This is a genomic window from Nocardia sp. NPDC005366, from assembly GCF_040606855.1.
In the GTDB taxonomy this organism is placed as follows: domain Bacteria; phylum Actinomycetota; class Actinomycetes; order Mycobacteriales; family Mycobacteriaceae; genus Nocardia.
Window position 1 is genome coordinate 14578 of the sequence record NZ_JBEXFQ010000049.1, and the last position, 20447, is coordinate 35024.

Sequence of the window (20447 nt, forward strand, 5' to 3'; positions counted from 1 at the left end):
GGTCAGACCTGGTATCCGAGGTAGGACTGGACCACGCGCTCGTCGGCACGGATCTGTGATGCGGTGCCGGACAGAACGATTCGGCCGGTTTCGAGTACATGCGCGTGGTGTGCGGTGGCCAGTGCCAGGTGAGCGTTCTGCTCGACGACGATCACGGTGGTGCGTTCCTCCTGGTTGATGGTGTGCACGATCTGGAAAAGCTCCTGGGTGACCACGGGGGCCAGACCGAGGGAAGGCTCATCGAGCAGCAACAGCGCCGGGCGCAGCATCAGCGCGCGGCCGATGGCGAGCATCTGCTGCTGGCCGCCGGACAGTCCGCCCGCGGCCTCGCCCATGCGTTCCTTCAGCACCGGGAAATACCCGAGAACCCGCCGTAGATCGGCCTCGACGCGCACCCGGTCGCGGTGCCGGTACGCGCCGAGGCGCAGGTTCTCCTCCACGCTGAGCTGGGCGAAGGTGCCGCGGCCCTCGGGTACGTGTGCGACGCCCAGGCGCGCCATGGCTTCCGGCGCGCGGCCCGCGACCGAGGCGCCGCCGAGGCGGATCTCGCCGCGAACCTTGACCATCCCACTCAGGGCACGCAGCAGAGTCGTCTTGCCCGCGCCGTTGGGACCGAGGATCGCGGTGATCTCCCCTTCGGCGACCGAAAACGTCAGCCCGTGCAGCACCTTCGCCCCGCCGTAGCCCGCGTGCAGATCGATGACGTCCAGGTAGGGGTCCACGCTCATGCCGCCGTCCCGAGGTAGGCGCGGATAACGGCGGGATCGCCGCGCACCACGTCCGGTGTGCCCTCGGCGATCACCCGGCCGAATTCCAGGCACACCACCCGATCGCACAGACCCATCACGAATCCCATGTGGTGCTCGACGACGATCACCGTGAGATCCAGCTCGTCGCGCAGCGTCCGCAACTGGTCGGCGAATTCGCCGACCTCGCCGTGACTCAATCCGTTCACGGGTTCGTCGAGCAGCAGCAGTCGCGGCTCGACCGCGAGCGCGCGGGCCAACTCGATACGTTTGAGCGTCCCGAACGGCAGACCGCTGGCCGGATGTTCGGCCACGTCGGCCAGATCCAACCGCTCGATCAGTGCGTCCACTTCGGTGCGCAACCGCCGCTCCTCACGGCGTACCCGTGGCAATCGCAATGCCGCCGAGACGAATCCGGCTCCGGCGCGATGATGCGCGCCGACCAAGACGTTGTCCCGGACCGACAAGTGCGGGAACAAGCCGAGATTCTGGAAGGTTCGTGCGATGCCGAGCCCGGCCAGCGCGTCCGGCCGCACCGCGGCCAGATCCGCGCCCAGGTAGCGCAGGGTGCCGGAATCCGGTTCGTAACGCCGTGTCATGCAGTTGAACAGGGTGGTCTTCCCGGCGCCGTTCGGCCCGATCAGCCCGACCATCTCGCCGGGCGCGACCGTGAATCCGACATCGTGCAGCGCGGTGATGCCGCCGAAGCGGACGGTCAGATGGGATATGTCGAGCATTCGTCCTCCGGCCCGCATTTTTCGATGCGGGCGAAAATTTCTGCGGGACAACGCGGCTGCTACCGGCGTTCTGTCGTGCCAGCGTAAAATCGCAGGTTGCGATACACATTGGGCTCTGTGGCTCAAACTCGCACGGCGAATTTGTCCCCCGCGGACATGGACGGTTGTCGCCCGCGGTGTGTTGACACCTCGGGCGGTGCCATGGAGTATCCGACTATGTCAGCTGGATCACACTCGCGCGCCACCTCGGATCCGGAGACGGTATATGCCGAGCGCAGGCGTATCGCCGGCACGGTTTTCGAGCACGCCAACCACATCGCCGATGCCGGGATCTCCGCGATCACCACCCAGATTCCGGGATACTCGGCACTGGACACCGGCTTCCGCGCCGATGTGCACGACCAGCTGGCCCGGTTGAACCGAACCGGATTCGAAGCCCTGCTGGACAAGCGGCGGGTCACCCCCGAGGATTTCGCCTACGTTCGGCGGGCCGCCGCGCGGCGCGCGCAGTCCGGTCTCACCCTGGTCGACTACATCAACGCGTTCCGGCTCGGGCAGCAGGCGACGTGGAAATCGATGGTCGCGCACGCGGGGGAGTCCGAGGCCGCCCGCGAGGCCACCTTGTCGATGGTCGTTCCGCTCACCCGCTTCTGCGATCTGATCAGCACCCAGGCCGCCAACGCCTACCTCGAGTTCCAGCAGTACCTCTCGGCCGAAATCGGCTGTGACAGCAGGGAGTTGCTCGAATCCCTGCTCGACGGCATGTTGCCCGAGCGCGGCCCGCAGCTGTCGACGGCCAGCGCGCACGGGATCGTCGCCGAACGCACCGCGCCGATGGTCGTCGTCACGGCGGTGGTCCTCGGTTCCGCGGCGCGGCGCGGCGAATCAGCTGATTCCGATAACGAGGTCAGGCATCTGGTGTCCGCCTCGACCGCCCGTATCGGAGTCAACGGACTGCGCACGCTGTCGGTAGTGCGCGGCGGCGAGATCATCGCCATCCCTGTCCTCGGTCGCAGCGGCAGCAGCGACGAACTGTGCGAGCGGCTGCGGGCGATGCAGGAGAAATTGCGCGCCGAGGGGATCGCCCTGGCCATCGGCGTCAGCCCGGCCGTGTCCGACGTCGCGGGTATTCCGAGGGCCTACCAGCAGGCGCAGGCCGCGCTGGAATTGCTCCCCGAGGACGGCGGCGTGATGGCGCTGCCGCAGCTGAGCCCGTTCCGCTATCTCATGCTGCGCGCCGACGAAACCGCCCGTCATCTCGTCGACGCGCGCATCGGCGCGGCCCTCGCCGACGACCGCACGCGCGGCGGGGTGCTCGCCGACACCATTCGGGCCTTCGCCGCCGCCGATATGAATCTGCGCGAGGCGGCCGAGGAACTGCGCATCCACCACAACACCGCCAAATACCGCCTCGGCCGCGTTCAGGAGCTCACCGGCCGCAATGTCCGCAGCGTCAACGATCTCGTCGAACTGCTGGTGGCGATCGAGTTGCAGACCACCCAGCAGGACTAGCGTCGATCCGGTCGGCCGAAGGCGCACGGCAGGGCAACGACGCCCGGGCCCGCGCGTGTTGTTATAACGGTGATATGACACTCGACCCCGCCATCGCCGCCAGGCTCAAGCGTAACGACGCGGGTCTGGTGGCCGCCGTCGCGCAGGAGCGTGAAACCGGCGACGTGCTGATGGTCGCGTGGATGGACGACGAAGCGCTGGCCCGCACGCTGGAAACCCGTAAGGCGACCTATTATTCGCGTTCGCGCGGCGAGTACTGGGTCAAGGGCGAGACCTCGGGCCACACCCAATATGTGCGCCAGGTCCGGCTGGACTGCGACGGCGACACCATTCTGCTTGTCGTCGACCAGGAGGGCGCTGCCTGCCATACCGGCACGCATACCTGCTTCGACTCCGATCTGCTGCTCGGCGAGCCCGCCTGATTCGTGCCTGCCTAGCCGTCCTCGTCCGGATCGGTGGGCGCACCCGGCTTGGACAGCACCTCGCTGAGCCGCGCGGACAGCAGTTCGCTCAGTTCGGCCAGTCGCGCGGTCTCGTCCGGATCGAGACCGTCGAACACCAGGCGGCGGACCGTGTCCAGGTATCCGGGCCCGGCCTCCACCACCTTCAGATAACCCGCGTCGGTGAGAACCGCGTACACGCCGCGGCGACCCTGGGTCGTGATCCGCTCCGCCAAACCCATTCGCTCCAATTTGGAGATCACATGGGACAGGCGTGATAGCGAGGCATTTGCCTTGTGGGCAAGATCACTCATTTGCAGGCGGTGGCCGGGTTCTTCGGACAGCAAGGTCAGCACCCAGTACTCGAAATGGGTGACACCGGATTCACGTTGTAGCTGCGTATCCAAAGCGCCGGGCAGCCGGGTCATGAGCGCCACTACCGCGCGCCACGCCCGCTGTTCGACGGGATCGAGCCACTTCGTCACCATGCGCCTTCTCTCGAGCCAGCGACGTGCGTTCGATAATCCGTGCGTTCGACAATCACTGCCACCTGCGAATGTTGAGTTTGCCACGACTTCGCTCGACCGTCTCAGAGTTGCCGGATGTCGTGAGGTCATTCACAGACCGCCCCGACGCGCGTCGACGGGGCGGTGCGTTTCCCGGAAAGTGGCTGGGCGATCGCGCCGAAATCGGGCGTCGGGACATCGAAGATCGCGAGCGTTTCCACTGGCTGATTCGCGTACGAGTCCGAACCGGAATCGGGAGGGCCGCGTTATTGCCACACGCGGTATCGCCGGGCGCGGCGTCGAACGAAGTCGACCGCACTTCTACCCGTCACGGGCTGACGGGCAGTGCCGAGTCGGCCGACAGCCGCATTGTCGAGTAGGCCGGCGGTGGGTATCCGACGGCTCGCGTGGGGCCCCGGCCGACCGAACAGGCCGTCGAGCCCGAAATAGGTCAGCGGGCGGATTCCGAGCCGCGCACGCGGGAACGAACCAGCGCTATTCGGCGCGCTCGCTCAGGAACGCCAGCGCCTCGTCGGCGTGCACCTTGGCGCGCAGTTCGCCGGTGATGACTTTCAACACCGAGCGATCGGTATCGATGACGAATGTCTGGCGTTTCACCGGAGCGAGTTTGCCGAGCAACCCGCGCTTCACGCCGAACGCGGCGGCGACCGCGCCGTCCGGGTCCGACAGCAGCGGGTAGCCGAGGCCCTGGGCGGCGGCGAAACCGGCCTGGGTGTCGACGCCGTCGGTGCTGATCCCGACGCACGACGCGCCGAGCTTCTGGAATTCGGCGGCCAGATCCCGGAAGTGGCAGGCTTCGGCGGTGCACACGGGGGTGTTGGCGGCGGGGTAGAAGAACAGAACCAGGGGGCCGTCCGCGAGCAGCGCTTCGAGCGAACGGGGCGTACCGGACTGATCGGGAAGCTCGAAGTGCGGGGCGAGCTGACCTGTCTGCATGGTCCGGACACTACCCGTCGTCGGTGAATTACCGCATCGCGGACGACGTTACGACGGCGACGGCGGGGGAGGCGGCGCCCGCGACGCCAGCCCGGATTACTTCGCCGGTCGTGCTGGCAACCCCCGCCCGCGGGCCTGGTGGACACCGCCGGTAAGCGGGGGATCCGCTCCTGGGATGATGGGGTCATGCCTGGCGCGTCGACTCCAACCACCACGACCCGCGAACAGTTCCATGCCCTCGCCGCGGAGCATCGGGTGGTACCGGTGACCCGAAAAGTGTTGGCGGACTCGGAGACCCCGCTGTCGGCCTACCGCAAACTCGGCGGTGACCGGGCGGGCACCTTCCTGTTCGAGTCCGCGGAGAACGGCCGATCCTGGTCGCGCTGGTCCTTCATCGGCGCGGGCAGTCCTTCGGCGCTGACCGTGATCGACGGCGAGGCGGCATGGCTCGGCAATACCCCGGCGGACGCGCCGTCGGGTGGTGATCCGCTGCTCGCGCTGCGCGAAACGCTGGAGCTGCTGCGCACCGAACGCCTGCCCGGCCTGCCCCCGCTGACCGGCGGCATGGTCGGTTATCTCGGGTACGACGCGGTGCGCAGAATCGAACGTCTGCCCGAACTGGCCGCCGATGATCTGCGATTGCCCGAGATGGTGTTGCTGCTCGCCACCGATCTGGCCGCTTTCGACCACCACGAGGGCGCTATCACGCTGATCGCCAACGCGGTGAACTGGAACGGCACCGCCGAGCGCGTGGACGAGGCGTATGACGACGCCGTCGCCCGCCTCGACCGGATGACCGCCGCCCTCGCCGCGCCCGCGCCTTCCACGGTGTCGGTTTTCGACCAGCCCGAGCCGAGGTACCGGCGCAGGCGCACCCCCGAGGAGTTCGGCGCCGGTGTGCGACGGCTGGTCAAGGAGATCGAGGCGGGCGAAGCCTTCCAGGTGGTGCTCTCACAGCGTTTCGAGATGGACTACGACGGCGCGCCGGTGGATCTGTACCGGATGCTGCGCGCCTCCAATCCGAGTCCGTACATGTACCTGATCCATATTCCCGACGGTGACGGCGGCACCGCGTTCTCCATCGTCGGTTCCAGCCCGGAATCCCTGGTGACCGTGCAGGACGGCGTCGCGACGACGCATCCGATCGCGGGCACCCGCTGGCGCGGCGTCACCGAGGAAGACGATCTGCTGCTGGAGAAGGGGCTGCTGGCCGACGAGAAGGAGAACGCCGAACACCTGATGCTGGTCGATCTGGGGCGCAACGATCTGGGCCGGGTCTGTCAGCCCGGCACCGTGCGGGTCACCGAGTACCGCCACATCGAGCGCTACAGCCACGTCATGCATCTGGTCTCGACCGTCTCCGGCAGACTCGCTCCCGGCCGGATCGCGCTGGATGCGGTGAACGCCTGCTTCCCGGCGGGCACGCTGTCGGGCGCACCCAAGGTGCGGGCGATGGAACTCATCGAGGAGCTGGAGCCCACCCGCCGTGGCGTCTACGGCGGTGTCGTCGGGTACCTCGATTTCGCCGGGGACGCCGATACCGCCATCGCCATTCGCACCGCCCTGCTCAAGGACGGCACGGCCTACGTGCAGGCGGGCGCGGGCATCGTCGCCGACTCCGATCCCGAGTACGAGGACATCGAGTCGAGGAACAAGGCGATGGCTGTGCTCAAGGCCATCGCGGCGGCCGAAACCGTGCGCGCCTACGGTGCCGAGCCGCGAACCCCGCGCACTCCGGACGACAGCGGCCCGCGATGACAGATCCCGCGGCGACCGATTCTGCGGCGACCGATACTGCGGCGACCGACTATGCGGCGACCGACTATGCGGCGACCGAGGAGGCCGACCCGAGTGGCGGGCCGAGCCGGGTGCGGCAGGGACGCAGATACCCGGTCGGCGCGATCGTGCTCATGGCGCTGGCCGCCGCCGCGATGTGGGGTTCCGCGCGCCTGACATGGGTCACGGTGTCCTCCACCGACGGCCTGACCGAGGCGAGGACCGACGAACTCGACGGCAGCGACTGGTTCGGTGCGCTCACCCCGCTCGCGCTGGTGCTGCTCGCCGCCATCGCGGCCGTGCTCGCCACGCGCGGCTGGTTGCGTCGCATGGTCGGGGTGCTCATAGGCCTTGTCGCCGCGGTGACCGCGGTACCCTCCTTCGCGTTGCTGACCGGTTCCGGCGCGACCGACGAGCGTGCCGCGACGCTGGCCGAACTTCCCGGCCGCGCGACCGTCACCGAGGTGGTCGCCGCGCCGATGCCCGCCTGGCTCACGCTGGCCGCCGCCGTGGCCGCCTTCGTCGCCGCGGTGCTGCTCGCGCGGATGCCAAGGGAGACCGCGCAGCTGTCGGGCAAATACGACAATCCGGTATTCCGTCGCGCCGCCGCCACCGAGCAGGTCACCCGTGCCGACGCCCCCGCGGCGGGTCTGTCCGAGCGGGTGCTGTGGGACGCGCTCGACGCGGGCACCGACCCGACCGAGGAGGCCGCGAATCCGGACGCGGCGACCGTGAAGTCCCGCGGCGGCGAATCCGGTGGAAATGACCGTTGACGTCACCGCGCACACCGCACGCCGGGTGTCGCCTCGTCTGCCCGACCGGATAGGTCGACGCCGGGCCAACCCCGCCGCGATCGGAAAAGAGCACGCCATTTATTCTTTGTCAGCATCGGTGAGACAGCGCCTGGGGGGATTCTCAGGCAGCAAGTCCGTCTCCCCAGAAAGGATTCGAGCCAGATGACGGTACTCGACTCGATTCTCGACGGGGTCCGCGCGGATGTGGCCGCTCGGGAAGCCGTCCTGGACTTCCAGGCCATCAAAGCCGCCGCGACCCGGGCTCCCGCGCCGCTCGACGGCCGCGCCGCACTGCTGGAGGACGGCATCGGCGTCATCGCCGAGGTCAAGCGGGCCAGTCCGTCCAAGGGCGCCCTCGCCGACATCCCCGACCCGGCCAGCCTGGCCAAGGCGTACGAGGACGGCGGCGCGCGCATCATCAGCGTGCTCACCGAGGGCCGTCGCTTCGGCGGTTCCCTCGACGATCTGGACGCCGTGCGCGCCGCGGTGAACATCCCGATCCTCCGCAAGGATTTCGTGGTCGGTCCCTACCAGATCCACGAGGCCCGCGCGCACGGCGCGGATGTGATCCTGCTGATCGTGGCGGCACTGGAACAGGATGTGCTCTCCTCGCTGATCGATCGCACCGAATCACTCGGCATGACCGCCCTGGTCGAGGTGCATACCGAGGAAGAGGCCGATCGTGCCCTCGAAGCGGGCGCGTCGGTGATCGGTGTGAACGCCCGTAATCTCAAAACCCTCGAGGTCGACCGCGATGTATTCGCCCGGATCGCCCCCGGACTGCCGACCGATGTCATCCGGATCGCCGAATCGGGTGTGCGCGGCACGGCCGATCTGCTCGCCTACGCGGGCGCGGGCGCCGATGCCGTTCTCGTCGGCGAGGGCTTGGTGACCAGCGGCGATCCCCGTGCGGCTGTGTTGCAGCTGGTCACGGCGGGCACCCATCCGTCCTGCCCCAAACCTGCCCGCAGGGGCCGATGATGGCGACGCCGTCCCTGCCCAAGGCCAGTCAGGGCGTCCACGAGCGCAGCGCGCACGAACCGGATCAGGGCGGCCACTGGGGCGTCTACGGCGGTCGGCATGTGCCCGAGGCGCTGATGGCGGTGATCGAGGAGGTCACCGCCGAATACGACAAATGCAGGCTGGACCCGACCTTCCTCGATGAGCTGGACCGGTTGCAGCGCGATTACACCGGGCGGCCCTCGCCGGTCTTCGAATGCAAGCGGCTGGCCGAATACGCCGGTGGCGCGCGCATTCTGCTCAAGCGCGAGGATCTCAACCACACCGGTTCGCACAAGATCAACAACGTGCTCGGCCAGGCGCTGCTCGCCAAGCGGATGGGCAAGACCCGCGTCATCGCGGAGACCGGCGCGGGCCAGCACGGCGTCGCGACAGCGACCGCGTGCGCGCTGCTCGGGCTCGAATGCGTCGTCTACATGGGCGCCGTCGACACCGCGCGGCAGGCGCTGAATGTGGCGCGGATGCGTCTGCTCGGCGCCGAAGTGGTGTCGGTGACCACCGGTTCGCAGACCCTCAAGGACGCGATCAACGAGGCGTTGCGCGACTGGGTCACCAATGCCGAGGCCACCTACTACTGCTTCGGTACCGCGGCGGGCCCGCATCCGTTCCCGATGATGGTGCGCGATTTCCAGCGTGTCGTCGGTCTGGAGGCGCGCGCCCAGGTGCGGGCGCACACCGGCGGGCTGCCCGCCGCGGTGGTGGCGTGTGTCGGCGGCGGTTCCAACGCCATCGGCATCTTCCACCCCTTCCTCGATGACACCGACGTTCGGCTGATCGGTTACGAGGCGGCGGGCGAGGGCGTCGAATCCGGAAGGCATGCCGCGACTTTCACCGGTGGTACGCCCGGCGCGTTCCAAGGCGCCTACTCGTATCTGCTACAGGACGAGGACGGCCAGACGATCGAATCGCATTCGATCTCGGCGGGTCTCGACTACCCGGGGGTCGGCCCGGAACATGCCTTCCTCAAGGATATCGGGCGCGCCGAATACCGGCCGATCACCGATACCGAGGCGATGGACGCGCTGCTGCTGCTGAGCCGCACCGAAGGCATCATCCCCGCCATCGAATCCGCGCACGCCGTCGCGGGCGCGCTGAAACTGGGCAAGGAACTCGGTCCCGGCGCGATCATCCTGGTCAATCTCTCCGGGCGCGGCGACAAGGATATGGACACCGCGGCCCGCTGGTTCGGTCTGTTCGACGAGCACAACGAGGAGACCGGCGCATGAGTCAGCAATCCCGTCTCGCCAACACCTTCGCCTCGGCGCGGGCCGAAGGCAGGGCCGCGCTGATCGGCTATCTGCCCGCGGGCTTTCCCGATCTCGCCGGGTCCATCGCGGCATGCCGGGCGATGGTCGAATCCGGATGCGACATCGTGGAAGTCGGCGTCGCCTACTCCGATCCGGTGATGGACGGGCCGACCATCCAGGCTGCGGCCGAACAGGCGCTGCGCGGCGGCGTCCGCGTCCGCGACGTGTTCTCCGTGGTCGAGGCGATCACCGACGTGGGCGGCCAAGCCGTGGTCATGAGTTACTGGAATCCGGTGCTGAGCTATGGCGTCGACCGGTTCGCGCGGGATCTGGCCGGTGCCGGCGGCGCGGGCATCATCACCCCGAATCTCATCCCGGAGGAGGCCGACGACTGGTTCGTCGCCTCGGCCGCGCACGATCTGGATCGTATCTTCCTGGTCGCGCCGTCCTCCACCGAGGAGCGGCTGGTCAAGACGCTCGAGGCGTCGCGCGGGTTCATCTACGCGGCCTCGACCATGGGCGTGACGGGTGCGCGTGACATGGTGTCGTCGGCGGCGCCTGCCCTGTGCGCGCGTATCCGCGCCCATTCCGATATTCCGATCGGCGTCGGACTCGGCGTTCGATCGGGTGCGCAGGCGGCCGAGATCGCCTCCTACGCAGACGGAGTCATCGTCGGCTCGGCGCTGGTCAGCGCCGCCGCCGACAGCCTGGACGCGGTCCGCGCGCTGACCTCCGAACTCGCCGAAGGCGTTCGCTCCGCGACCGTTTCGTCCTGATACAGCGGCGGCCCGCGCGTCGCGATGGCTGCCGCTGCCGCATCGGCCGTCGCCCGACGGTGGCGACGACGCCGGTGTGATCGGACCGCGGCGCTCATCGGGGGGCCACCCTCCGCTACGGTGGCGACCGTGACCTTACGAGTCCTGGCAGACAGCGCCGTGGCCAACAGCGACGTGCTGGCCTACATTCCCAGCCCCTCGCAGGGCGTGTGGCAGATAGGCCCGTTCCCGCTACGGGCCTACGCCCTGTGCATCATCATCGGCATCGTCGTCGCCATCTGGTGGGGTGAACGGCGCTGGCAGGAGCGTGGCGGCCGGTCCGGCACGGTGCTCGACGTCGCGATGTTCGCGGTGCCGTTCGGTCTCATCGGTGGACGGCTCTACCACGTGGCCACGGACTGGCAGAAGTATTTCGGCGACGGAGGTCATCCGGTCGACGCGCTGAAGATCTACCAGGGCGGACTCGGTATCTGGGGCGCGGTCTTCCTCGGCGGCATCGGCGCCTGGATCGGCTGCCGGGTCTATCGAATCCCGTTGCCCGCGTTCGGCGATGCCGTCGCGCCGCCGATTCTGCTCGCCCAGGCCATCGGCAGGCTCGGCAACTATTTCAACCAGGAGCTCTACGGTCGCGAAACCGATCTGCCGTGGGGCCTGGAGATCTACCTGCGCTTCGACGACAACGGCAAGCTGGACATGATGAACGGCGTCTCCACCGGCGTCGTCGAGAAGGTCGTTCAGCCGACCTTCCTCTACGAGATGGTGTGGAACCTGCTCATCGTCGTGCTACTGGTGCAGCTCGACAAACGTTTCCGCATCGGCCACGGCCGTCTGTTCGCGCTCTACGTCGCCGGATACTGCGTCGGCCGCTTCGTGGTCGAGCTATTGCGCGACGACGAGGCCACCCATATCGCCGGTATCCGCGTCAACTCCTTCACCTCCGCCCTGGTGTTCCTCGCTGCCATCGTCTACTTCGTCTTCGCCACCAAGGGCCGTGAAACGGTGGATATGTTGCAGCCCGACGCCGTGAAACGCCCGTGGCCGTGGCAGTTCTCCGAGTTGCGCGCCGCGGGTGAGCGGGCGCAAGCGGCTGCCGCGGTCGCGGGGATCGCGGATGCGGAGGCCGCGTCGGATGACGGTGGGACATCCGATGACGATGGGACATCCGATGACGCTGGGACATCCGATGAGGCGAAGAAGAACGAGGCGGATGCTTCGGAGACCGAAGCGAAGTCCGGCGCGACGGTGAAGCCCCCCGAGGGCGAGAAGCCCGAACCGGCCGCCACCTCCGCCGCGGGCCCGGAATCCGGCACTGCCGAAACGTCCGCTGTGGTGGACGAGGACGGGGCCAGTAGCGCCGCCGAGCCGAGCGAAACCTCCTCCGCTACTTCGAAGCCCGCGTCTGCCAGCGAATCCGGCGAGTCTGCCGCATCCGGCGTGAACGACACCGACGATTCGGCTTCCACCAGCGAGAACGAGTCCACCGACGGTAAGAAGGACACCGCAGACAAGTCCTGAGCGCCGCGCCATCGCGGGCACGAGCGCGTCGATTCCGCACCGCGAGCGAAACTTCGGCAGCCGGAACGGCAACGGATCGATCATCTCTCGCGATAACGGTAGCGAGTCCGGCGAACCGTTCGCCGGACGCCGAGTCGGCCGAGGTCGGCATAGCGGAGCCGGAGACAGTAGAGTCTGGCGAAGCCGCCGAGTCGGACACGACATCGAGCAGGTTTCGGGGTTGGATCTCGATGGGACAACTCCGAATCCGGCTCGGCTGTCGAATCCGCCGGTCCGTGGCGAAGATGGTCGCGGTACCCGGCGTCCGGCAGTGGACGCGCCACAGGCGGGGGAGCGCCCGCACAAAATGAGGAGGACATTTCGTGACCGACCCCTACCAGCAGAACCCCGGTGGTCCCCAGTACGGTCCGCCCGGAACGGGTCCTGATCTGAACAAGCCGGGGGCCGCGCCGGGACAGCCGCAGTACAACCAGCCGCCCAGCGATCCCTACGCCCAGCAGGCCCAATACGGCCAGCCGCCGCAGCCGCAGTACGGCCAGCAGCCGGGTGGATACCCGCCCGCGCAGTACGGCGGTCAGCCGGGTGGTTACCCGCCTGACGCCGAAGCGCCCTACGGCCGCGATATGTATGGCACGCCGTATTCCGACAAGGAGAAGCTGACCGCGGGTCTGCTCCAGTTGTTCCTGGGTAGTTTCGGTGTCGGCCGCTTCTACACCGGCCACACCACCATCGCCATCCTGCAACTGGTCACCTGTGGCGGCTGCGGTATCTGGTCGCTGATCGACGGCATCATGATGATCACCGGCAAGGTGCCCGACGCCGAGGGGCGTCCGCTGCGCGGCTGATTCGCCGACCGAAGACCCGAAACGGGCATCCCGCCGCACCGGCGGGGTGCCCGTTTCGCGTTCGTCGGCACCTGTCCGGTACGCGGTGATCCAACAGCGCGCACGGGAGTCTCTGGCCGGTGGCATCGGGTCCGGCGTCCACGCGGCAGCATCGCCCGATCGTCGTCGCAGGCAGCCGGGTGATGCCGTTGTCACCTCCGCGTAATGTGGCGTGTCAAGGGAACTATACAGTCCTCGCCGCCCTACTCGGGGCTGCGCGCACGAGCCCGCCCGTGAGGCGCCTGCCTCGGATTTCTCACCTCCGCGGCGACCCCGCGGGCTGCGACCGGAATGATCTGCGCGATCCAGCGCGCGGACCCGGCCTCCACGGCCTGGCATATCGTGCGGTGAGGGTTCTCCTCGCGCGGCCGACGGCCCCTGTGCATTCTTTTCACCCAGGTTTCACCGAGGCCAGCACAGGCCCCGGTACCCCATCGGGATTAGGCTCTTACCCGTGATGCGACGGACGAAGATTGTGTGCACGCTCGGCCCGGCCACTGCCACCGAGGACCGTATCCGCGAACTCGTCGAGAGCGGCATGGATGTCGCCCGGCTGAATTTCAGCCACGGGGAACACGCCGACCATGCCGAGAACTATAAGAAGGTGCGTGAGGCCTCCGACCACCTCGGTCGAGCGGTCGGCATACTCGCCGACCTACAGGGGCCCAAGATCCGGCTCGGGCGGTTCATCGAGGGCCGCACGGTCTGGGCCACCGGCGAGGAAGTCCGCATCACCGTGGACGATGTCGATGGCACGCACGACCGCGTCTCGACCACGTACAAGGAATTGGCCGCCGACGCCAAAGCGGGCGATCGCCTCCTCGTCGACGACGGCAAGGTCGGTCTGACCGTCACCCGCGTCGACGGCAACGACGTGGTGTGTCGCGTCACCGAGGGCGGCCCCGTCTCCAACAACAAGGGCGTCTCGCTGCCCGGCATGGACGTCTCGGTACCCGCCCTGTCCGAAAAAGATATCGAGGATCTGGAATTCGCGCTGAAACTCGGCGTCGATTTCATCGCGCTGTCCTTCGTGCGCTCGCCCTCGGACGTCGAGTTGGTGCACGACATCATGGACCGGGTCGGCCGCCGGGTGCCGGTGATCGGCAAACTGGAGAAGCCGGAGGCCATCGATAATCTCGAGGCCATCGTGCTCGCCTTCGACGCCGTCATGGTGGCGCGCGGCGATCTCGGTGTGGAACTGCCGTTGGAGCAGGTGCCGATCGTGCAGAAACGCGCCATTCAGATGGCAAGGGAGAACGCCAAACCCGTCATCGTGGCGACCCAGATGCTCGAGTCGATGATCGAGAATTCGCGCCCGACCAGGGCCGAGGCCTCCGATGTCGCGAATGCCGTGCTCGACGGCGCCGACGCGGTGATGCTGTCCGGTGAGACCTCGGTCGGCGCGTACCCGATCGAGACGGTGCGCACCATGGCGCGCATCGTGCACGCGGTGGAAACCGAATCGACGCGCGTGCCGCCGCTGACCCACGTGCCGCGCACCAAGCGCGGCGTGATCTCCTACGCCGCCCGCGATATCGGTGAGCGGCTCAATGCCAAGGCGCTCGTCGCCTTCACCCAGTCCGGTGACACCGTGCGGCGGCTGGCCCGGCTGCACACCCCGCTGCCCTTGCTCGCGTTCACCCCGCTTCCCGAGGTGCGTAGCCAACTGGCGCTGACCTGGGGTACCGAAACCTTCATCGTGCCGACGGTGAAGACCACCGATGCCATGATTCACCAGGTCGATGTATCGCTGCTGTCGATGGGCCGATATGAGAAGGGAGACCTGGTGGTCATCGTGGCGGGTTCCCCGCCCGGTACTGTCGGGTCGACCAACCTGATCCACGTCCATCGCATCGGCGAGGAGGACCATTAAATGTCAGCTGCCCTAGGCGGCTCCGTCGGCGTCGATTCGGCCGGGGGGGCGGATCTGGATGTCCTGCTGGGACTGCTCGATCTGGAGCAGATCGATGAGGACGTCTTCGTCGGCAGGCACCCGGCGAAGGTGTCGAGCAGGACGTTCGGCGGACAATTGGTCGCACAGGGGATCATCGCGGCGGGCCGCACCGCGGGCGACCGGCCGCTGCACGTCGTCAACGCGCATTTCGTGCGCGGCGGCGATGTGAAGCAGCCGATCGAGTATCGGGTCGACCGGCACAGGGACGGCCGTTCGCTGGCCAACAGGACCGTCACCGCCACTCAGGACGGGCAGGAACTGTTCGTCATGCTCGCGGCGTTCCAGGAGTGGGCCAAGGGCCTCGAACATGCCCACGACAAGCCGGAGGTGCCCGATCCCGACGGGCTGCCGCGCGTGGAGGAGCATTTCGCGGGTTTCGAGGACAAGCTGCGGATGTTCGTCGATGCGCCGCATCCGATCGATATGCGCTACACGAACGACCCGGCCTGGATCATGAAGGGGACCGGGGAGCAGCTCAACCACAACCGGGTCTGGATGAAGGCCGATGGCCCGCTTCCCGATGATCCGCTGATCCACGTTGCGACACTGGGGTATTCGTCGGATACGACGATTCTCGACTCCATCATCACCACGCACGGACTTTCCTGGGGTCTGGATCGCATCGTCGCCGCGACGGTCAACCACTCGATCTGGTTCCACCGCCCGTTCCGCTTCGACGAGTGGGCGCTCTACGCCACGGAATCCCCGGTCGCCGCGGGTTCACGCGGCCTGGCCACCGGCCGGTTCTACTCGCGCAGCGGTGAGTTGCTCGCCACCACCGTGCAAGAGGGCATGATCCGGCACTTCCCGGCGCGACGCTGAGACGCTGAGACGCTGAGAGCCGGGGCCCCGCCATCGAGAATCCCGATGGCGGGGCCCTCTCGTCTTCGGCTGTCCTACAGGCTTTCCCGCTCGGTCTCGAAATCGAAGCTGTCGCGGCGTTGCGTCCGGATGGTACGAGGGATACCGGGATCGACGACGCCGCCCGAGGTTTCCAGCATCAGCCTGCGCTCCAGCGCGGCGAGCCCCTGCGCGGTCAGATCACGCGGCGCGCCGACCAGGCTCAGCGCGATTTCGTAGGTCCGATGGTCGTCCGGCTCCTGATCGGGATGATCTACGCGCCACTGGGTTTCGAGCACGATATGAACGGGATCCTCGGTGTCGACCGGCAGGGTGAATCGCCACGCGAAGACGTCGCGCTCCTCCAGATGATCGTCGACCACCCCGCGCACCGTCTCGACGACGCGCTCGAGGGCTTCCGGTGTCACATAAACATGGAGAGAAACATCCGAAATTCGTTTCGGCATGTCTGATTCCTGTCGTGTGTCGAACCATCAACGGCGGAAGTTTGTTCGCCGGGAGTGTAATCCCTCGATGGGCGCCAGCGACACAGTCGGGGTGGAATCGTTGTATTCGCCCCACTCACCGTATTCGTTGCGCCGCCAGAAGAGACGTGAGCGGGGCCGAATGCGCTGCCGGTCGCATCACCAGGCCGGGCCGCGCGCCGACGTCCCGGTGCGGTTGCTCGTGCTGCGCCACGGCGAGCAACAGCGGTACCAATGCCTCGGCGATTCGGTCGCCGACCTCGCAGAACGCGGCCTCGGACAACCCGATCGGGTCCGCGATGTTCTCCCGGCCGACGAGGGAGAGATTGTCGCGGGATCGGTGCAGTTCGGCGATGGTGCGCGCGCCGGTGACCTTGGCGATGCGGTGCGCTTCCAGCAGGGTGAAGGTGCGCGGCCATGCCCCGAACGCCATCGCCGCCGCGTGATCGCGCAGCTGCTCGGTCATGGCGAGAACCAGATCCGCCCTGTCGATCATTTCCGGCTTCAGTTTGCGCGCACGGAAGCCCGCCGGGTCGGCGCCGAGTCCGGCGATGGTCTGCGCGGCGAGGGGTTCGGCCGGAAAGCCGACCAGCGCGCGGGTTCCGGCGCTTTCGGCGGTCAGATTCGCGATGCGGTGTTCGACCGCGACGGCGCGGGCGACTCGTTCGGCGATCACCGACCGACAGACATTGCCGTTGCAGACGAACAGGACGTGCATATGGTCACCGTAATCCGCCCGTTATCGGTCCAGAAGCCGGAAAAGGGCGAATCACAGGTGCGCGCCGATATATTCACCTACGGGTCGGATGCCGTACACGAAGCGCACCCGGGTATTCGCGCTGCCGCTCGCTACTCGTCACGAAACGGCCCGCGGGCGTACGAGTAACGTACCCATCCGGGGCGAGGTCCAACCCTCCGGCGCGAAATGTGGCGCCGCTCACTCGGATTCGTCGCGGTAATAATCGGTTTCGGAAACAACCGGCGCGACTTCGGCCGGTTTGTCGTAAACCCGGCCCCGCGTGGAGAACATTCGCCCGCGCGAGGATACGACGGGTGCGAATCGCGCCAGCCCGGTCCCTGGGTCCATATCGTCGTACATGGCGTCGATCCCGCCGCGCGCGAAATAGGCCTCGTGCCAGAATCCGGTGCCCCCGGAATCGCGGAGGAATTTCTGCCACCAATCCCGATGCGGCGCCGACCGCGTCCATCGCTCCAGGCTGTCGAGATCTCGCCAATACTGGCGCGCGCCCCAGTGCGGTGGGAACAGTCCCCACACCACATCCTCGTGCGAGAGCAGCCCGTCGGGCTTGTCCCGATGTGAGCGATACAGTTTCGGCCCCAATCCGAGCAGGCGCGCGATCCCCCTGGGTTTACGCACCCGCATTCCGAGATAGATGACGACCAGATCCGGATATTCGGACAGCTCCACCGTCGTCCTGTTGACCCGCATTCGACCCCGCCTCTCCGCCGCCCGAGGCGACAGATAACGCCGCACCCCATCGAGCGGGGGCGCCGACCGGCGCCCGACCCCCCGTGAGTTTCAGCTGTACTTCCGCATACCTGGCGTTTCGCCACCACGTCATGAACAACGAACGACAGGCCGCCGCAGTTCACCTGTCCGGACAGCCGATCGCGCCGAGGCGGCGGTGCCCATCGGCGGTATCGGGCACTGGGTCGTCCGGTGTGACCGGGCGTGTCGAGAAGACGAGGACGGGGGGATCGGCACCCGACTCGTTGCGGACCGGTTGCGGCCTCCGTGGGAGATCAGGAAGGGCGGTTGCCTAGACAACCGCCCTCCACCTCGGTGCCGAGTGTGGGACTCGAACCCACACGTCCTTTCGGACAACGGTTTTTGAGACCGTCGCGTCTGCCAGTTCCGCCAACCCGGCGCACCGGAGGAGAACTATAGCGGGTCGGGGGCTCCTACCGCGAATGGGTTGCGACTTGCACCACGCCGCACGCTCTTTGCGCAGGGTATCTGCGTTCTCCGCGAAACTGAAAGGTACTCTCTACATCACTCGAATGCGTACCGGGTGGCGCGATGGCGAGGCCTGGTCTTCGACAGGAACCGGGTTTGCCGTCATGGCTCCGCCCGGCGTGTCGGGACAGGCATCGGAACCAGAGGGGTCTACCTATGAGCACTACAGCAGGGGGCGCCGGCACGAAGCAGGACGCCGGGGCGAAGCGGGTCGTCGTCGCCGAAGACGAGGCGCTCATTCGCATGGATCTGGTCGAGATGCTGACCGAAGAGGGGTATCAGGTCGTCGGCGAGGCGGGAGACGGACAGCAGGCGGTCGATCTCGCGGTGGAGCATCGTCCCGATCTCGTCATCATGGATGTGAAGATGCCGCGTCGCGACGGTATCGATGCCGCGGCCGAGATCGCGTCGAAACGTGTTGCGCCGGTGGTGATTCTCACCGCGTTCAGTCAGCGGGATCTAGTCGAGCGGGCGCGCGACGCGGGAGCGATGGCCTACCTGGTCAAGCCGTTCACCAAGTCGGATCTGGTGCCCGCCATCGAGTTGGCGGCCAGCCGTTTCCATGAGATCACCGCGCTGGAGAGCGAGGTCGCGAACCTCTCCGATCGCCTGGAGACTCGTAAACTCGTCGAACGCGCCAAGGGTGTGCTGATGCAGACCCAGGGGTTGTCGGAGCCACAGGCGTTCAAGTGGATTCAGCGGACGGCGATGGACCGGCGCACTACCATGAAAGCGGTAGCCGAGGTGGTGCTGGAGAATCTGACTCCGAAGTGACCGGCAATTCGGCCCGCCATCCGGTTGCGGCCGGAAATTTTACTCATTCGAAACGTAATCGTAAAAAAGAATTCGACACGATATCGCCTGCATGATGCGAATGTGATGCGGATCTAACGTACCAACGCTATGTTCTGACCGGGCTGACGTGGTTGGCCTCCTCCGGGAGCCGGGGGGAGCACAGGACGTAGAGGTGAGACGTGCTTAGTTCGACATGGCGCAGTCGTACGACGCGTGGCGTGGTGGTGATCGGCGCTGCCGCCGCTCTGGTGTTGTCGGGGTGTAGTGATAAGTCGACCGATGGCGGCGGCGGTGGCAGCGCCGACCTTTCCATCCAGCCGGTCGTGCAACTCGACACCCAGGGCAACGAGGTTCCCGTGAGCGATGGCGGCACCGCGGCGGATCCGGCGGGCGACGGCAAGGCGAAGTGCGCTCCGCTGACCATCGGCATGGCGGGCCCGCTCACCGGCGGCAACGCGGCTCTCGGCATCAATGTCGTGATGGGCGTGAAACTCGCCCTCGACAAGCACAACAAGGCGAATCCGGACTGCCAGGTCAAGGTCAAGGAATTCGACACCGAGGGTAAGGCGCAGATCGCGACCCAGGTCATTCCGACAATCGTCAGCGATCCCAATATCGTCGCGCTGATCGGCCCCACCTTCTCCGGTGAGACCAAGGCGACCGGTGGAATTCTCAGCGAGGCGGGTATGCCGACGCTGACGGCATCGGCCACCAACCCGACGCTGACCCAGAACGGCTGGAAGACCTTCTTCCGCGGCCTCGGCAACGACAACTCGCAGGGCCCCGCGGTCGCGAAGTACCTGACCGGCAAGCTCGGCTACAAGAAGCTCTGCGTCGTGGTGGACAACACCGACTACGGCAAGGGCCTGGCCGACGCGTTCACCGCCTCGGCGGGTTCGGCGGTCGATCCCAGTTGCGCGATCGGTGTGAAGGAAGGCGACAAGGACTTCTCCGCCGCCGTCTCCAAGCTGTCCGCCGCCAAGCCTGACGCGATCTTCTACGCGGGCTACTACGCCGAGTCGGCGCCGTTCGTGCAGCAGCTGCGCACCGGTGGCGTGACGGCGACCTTCGTCTCCGCCGACGGCAGCAACGATCCCGAATTCGTGCGTCAGGCAGGCGGTTCGGCCAAGGACGCGTACCTGTCGTGCCCGTGCAGCCCGGCCCCGGAGAAGTTCACCGCGGAGTACAAGGCACTCAACGGTCAGGCGCCCGGCGTCTACTCGGTCGAGGGGTATGACCTCACCACGATCGTGCTCAAGGGTATCGCCGCGGGTAAGGTGACCCGCGCGGATCTCGTCGACTATGTGCGCAATTACGACGGCATCGGTGTTGCCCGTCAGTACAAGTGGAACGAGACCGGCGAGCTGTCGAACATCCAGATCTGGATGTACCAGGTCAAGTAGTTCGACTACGAGTGTGAACGGCGTGTGCGCAACGCCATGGAATACCCGGCGTGCGCCCAGCACGAGGCGCTGATCAATCCCG

Annotated in this window: 20 protein-coding genes and 1 tRNA gene; 13 read left to right on the plus strand and 8 right to left on the minus strand. The window is 67.1% G+C overall.

The features are described from left to right. Positions 1-2: 2 nt before the first annotated feature. Entirely contained in the window at positions 3-728 is a 726-nt protein-coding gene (locus tag ABZS43_RS33525; protein ID WP_355040017.1) for an ABC transporter ATP-binding protein, read from the minus strand. Then, the gene (locus ABZS43_RS33530) at positions 725-1483 is read right to left on the minus strand and encodes an ABC transporter ATP-binding protein (protein WP_355040018.1); all 759 of its coding nucleotides are present in this window, start codon (positions 1481-1483) and stop codon (positions 725-727) included. Before ABZS43_RS33530 ends, ABZS43_RS33525 begins: the two co-directional genes overlap by 4 nt. A gap of 216 nt (positions 1484-1699) precedes the next feature. On the opposite strand from ABZS43_RS33530, the gene ABZS43_RS33535 reads away from it, so the two are divergent. After that, positions 1700-2995: a helix-turn-helix domain-containing protein gene (locus ABZS43_RS33535; RefSeq protein WP_355040019.1), complete on the plus strand. Its 1296-nt coding sequence runs from the start codon at positions 1700-1702 to the stop codon at positions 2993-2995. Between the two features lie 74 nt (positions 2996-3069). Further along, on the plus strand, positions 3070-3417 hold the full coding sequence (hisI, locus tag ABZS43_RS33540) for a phosphoribosyl-AMP cyclohydrolase (protein WP_355040020.1): 348 nt from the start codon (positions 3070-3072) through the stop codon (positions 3415-3417). A gap of 11 nt (positions 3418-3428) precedes the next feature. Here hisI and ABZS43_RS33545 read toward each other — a convergent pair whose 3' ends face one another. Both ABZS43_RS33545 and ABZS43_RS33550 read right to left on the minus strand, forming a co-directional pair. Further along, a complete protein-coding gene (locus ABZS43_RS33545) occupies positions 3429-3923 on the minus strand; it encodes a transcriptional regulator (protein ID WP_355040021.1) in 495 nt (164 codons plus the stop codon). A 513-nt stretch (positions 3924-4436) separates the two neighbouring features. Beyond that, entirely contained in the window at positions 4437-4898 is a 462-nt protein-coding gene (locus ABZS43_RS33550) for a peroxiredoxin (protein WP_355040022.1), read from the minus strand. 186 nt (positions 4899-5084) lie between these two features. Here ABZS43_RS33550 and ABZS43_RS33555 point away from each other — a divergent pair, with 186 nt between their 5' ends. The 9 genes from ABZS43_RS33555 to ABZS43_RS33595 all read left to right on the plus strand — a co-directional run bounded on the left by ABZS43_RS33555 (position 5085) and on the right by ABZS43_RS33595 (position 15686). Next, positions 5085-6656: an anthranilate synthase component I gene (locus ABZS43_RS33555; RefSeq protein WP_355040023.1), complete on the plus strand. Its 1572-nt coding sequence runs from the start codon at positions 5085-5087 to the stop codon at positions 6654-6656. Positions 6657-6808: 152 nt separating this feature from the next. After that, positions 6809-7447: a TIGR02234 family membrane protein gene (locus tag ABZS43_RS33560; RefSeq protein ID WP_355040036.1), complete on the plus strand. Its 639-nt coding sequence runs from the start codon at positions 6809-6811 to the stop codon at positions 7445-7447. 183 nt (positions 7448-7630) lie between these two features. Further along, the gene (gene trpC / locus ABZS43_RS33565; RefSeq protein ID WP_355040024.1) at positions 7631-8449 is read left to right on the plus strand and encodes an indole-3-glycerol phosphate synthase TrpC; all 819 of its coding nucleotides are present in this window, start codon (positions 7631-7633) and stop codon (positions 8447-8449) included. Next, entirely contained in the window at positions 8449-9714 is a 1266-nt protein-coding gene (gene trpB / locus ABZS43_RS33570) for a tryptophan synthase subunit beta (RefSeq protein ID WP_355040025.1), read from the plus strand. Before trpC ends, trpB begins: the two co-directional genes overlap by 1 nt. Continuing rightward, positions 9711-10511: a tryptophan synthase subunit alpha gene (gene trpA / locus ABZS43_RS33575; protein WP_355040026.1), complete on the plus strand. Its 801-nt coding sequence runs from the start codon at positions 9711-9713 to the stop codon at positions 10509-10511. Before trpB ends, trpA begins: the two co-directional genes overlap by 4 nt. Positions 10512-10640: 129 nt before the next feature. After that, the gene (gene lgt, locus ABZS43_RS33580; RefSeq protein WP_355040027.1) at positions 10641-12026 is read left to right on the plus strand and encodes a prolipoprotein diacylglyceryl transferase; all 1386 of its coding nucleotides are present in this window, start codon (positions 10641-10643) and stop codon (positions 12024-12026) included. A 362-nt stretch (positions 12027-12388) separates the two neighbouring features. Then, a complete protein-coding gene (locus ABZS43_RS33585; protein ID WP_355040028.1) occupies positions 12389-12871 on the plus strand; it encodes a TM2 domain-containing protein in 483 nt (160 codons plus the stop codon). A gap of 493 nt (positions 12872-13364) precedes the next feature. Further along, positions 13365-14783 (plus strand): pyruvate kinase, encoded by a 1419-nt coding sequence (gene pyk, locus ABZS43_RS33590; protein ID WP_355040029.1) that lies wholly within the window; start codon positions 13365-13367, stop codon positions 14781-14783. Continuing rightward, a complete protein-coding gene (locus ABZS43_RS33595) occupies positions 14784-15686 on the plus strand; it encodes an acyl-CoA thioesterase II (RefSeq protein ID WP_355040030.1) in 903 nt (300 codons plus the stop codon). It abuts the gene before it with no gap. 74 nt (positions 15687-15760) lie between these two features. Here ABZS43_RS33595 and ABZS43_RS33600 read toward each other — a convergent pair whose 3' ends face one another. From ABZS43_RS33600 to ABZS43_RS33615, 4 genes are all read right to left on the minus strand, one after another. After that, complete coding sequence (locus ABZS43_RS33600; RefSeq protein WP_355040031.1) at positions 15761-16132, minus strand: hypothetical protein; 372 nt, start codon at positions 16130-16132, stop codon at positions 15761-15763. Positions 16133-16286: 154 nt separating this feature from the next. Continuing rightward, positions 16287-16907 carry a low molecular weight phosphatase family protein gene (locus ABZS43_RS33605; RefSeq protein WP_355040032.1) on the minus strand — a complete coding sequence of 207 codons (621 nt, stop codon included), beginning with the start codon at positions 16905-16907 and terminating at the stop codon, positions 16287-16289. Positions 16908-17126: 219 nt separating this feature from the next. Next, complete coding sequence (locus tag ABZS43_RS33610) at positions 17127-17639, minus strand: DUF4188 domain-containing protein (RefSeq protein ID WP_355040033.1); 513 nt, start codon at positions 17637-17639, stop codon at positions 17127-17129. 355 nt (positions 17640-17994) lie between these two features. Further along, positions 17995-18078 (minus strand) — tRNA-Leu (locus ABZS43_RS33615). 245 nt (positions 18079-18323) lie between these two features. Between ABZS43_RS33615 and ABZS43_RS33620 the strand changes: the two genes are divergently transcribed. Then, positions 18324-18941, plus strand: a complete 618-nt coding sequence (locus tag ABZS43_RS33620; RefSeq protein WP_355040034.1) for an ANTAR domain-containing response regulator — start codon at positions 18324-18326, stop codon at positions 18939-18941. Between the two features lie 239 nt (positions 18942-19180). Then, positions 19181-20365, plus strand: coding sequence for a branched-chain amino acid ABC transporter substrate-binding protein (locus ABZS43_RS33625; RefSeq protein ID WP_355040037.1), 1185 nt, complete (start codon positions 19181-19183; stop codon positions 20363-20365). The last annotated feature ends 82 nt before the right edge of the window (positions 20366-20447 follow it).

Bases quoted from the DNA above. Each gene is read 5' to 3' on its own strand.
- trpC (WP_355040024.1), top strand. From the start codon at position 7,631: ATGACGGTACTCGACTCGATTCTCGACGGGGTCCGCGCGGATGTGGCC.
- trpB (WP_355040025.1), top strand. From the start codon at position 8,449: ATGGCGACGCCGTCCCTGCCCAAGGCCAGTCAGGGCGTCCACGAGCGC.
- ABZS43_RS33525 (WP_355040017.1), bottom strand. From the start codon at position 728: ATGAGCGTGGACCCCTACCTGGACGTCATCGATCTGCACGCGGGCTAC.
- ABZS43_RS33530 (WP_355040018.1), bottom strand. From the start codon at position 1,483: ATGCTCGACATATCCCATCTGACCGTCCGCTTCGGCGGCATCACCGCG.
- ABZS43_RS33610 (WP_355040033.1), bottom strand. From the start codon at position 17,639: ATGCGGGTCAACAGGACGACGGTGGAGCTGTCCGAATATCCGGATCTG.
- hisI (WP_355040020.1), top strand. From the start codon at position 3,070: ATGACACTCGACCCCGCCATCGCCGCCAGGCTCAAGCGTAACGACGCG.
- ABZS43_RS33550 (WP_355040022.1), bottom strand. From the start codon at position 4,898: ATGCAGACAGGTCAGCTCGCCCCGCACTTCGAGCTTCCCGATCAGTCC.
- ABZS43_RS33535 (WP_355040019.1), top strand. From the start codon at position 1,700: ATGTCAGCTGGATCACACTCGCGCGCCACCTCGGATCCGGAGACGGTA.
- ABZS43_RS33620 (WP_355040034.1), top strand. From the start codon at position 18,324: ATGAGCACTACAGCAGGGGGCGCCGGCACGAAGCAGGACGCCGGGGCG.
- ABZS43_RS33545 (WP_355040021.1), bottom strand. From the start codon at position 3,923: ATGGTGACGAAGTGGCTCGATCCCGTCGAACAGCGGGCGTGGCGCGCG.
- ABZS43_RS33555 (WP_355040023.1), top strand. From the start codon at position 5,085: ATGCCTGGCGCGTCGACTCCAACCACCACGACCCGCGAACAGTTCCAT.
- trpA (WP_355040026.1), top strand. From the start codon at position 9,711: ATGAGTCAGCAATCCCGTCTCGCCAACACCTTCGCCTCGGCGCGGGCC.
- ABZS43_RS33605 (WP_355040032.1), bottom strand. From the start codon at position 16,907: ATGCACGTCCTGTTCGTCTGCAACGGCAATGTCTGTCGGTCGGTGATC.
- ABZS43_RS33595 (WP_355040030.1), top strand. From the start codon at position 14,784: ATGTCAGCTGCCCTAGGCGGCTCCGTCGGCGTCGATTCGGCCGGGGGG.
- ABZS43_RS33560 (WP_355040036.1), top strand. From the start codon at position 6,809: ATGGCGCTGGCCGCCGCCGCGATGTGGGGTTCCGCGCGCCTGACATGG.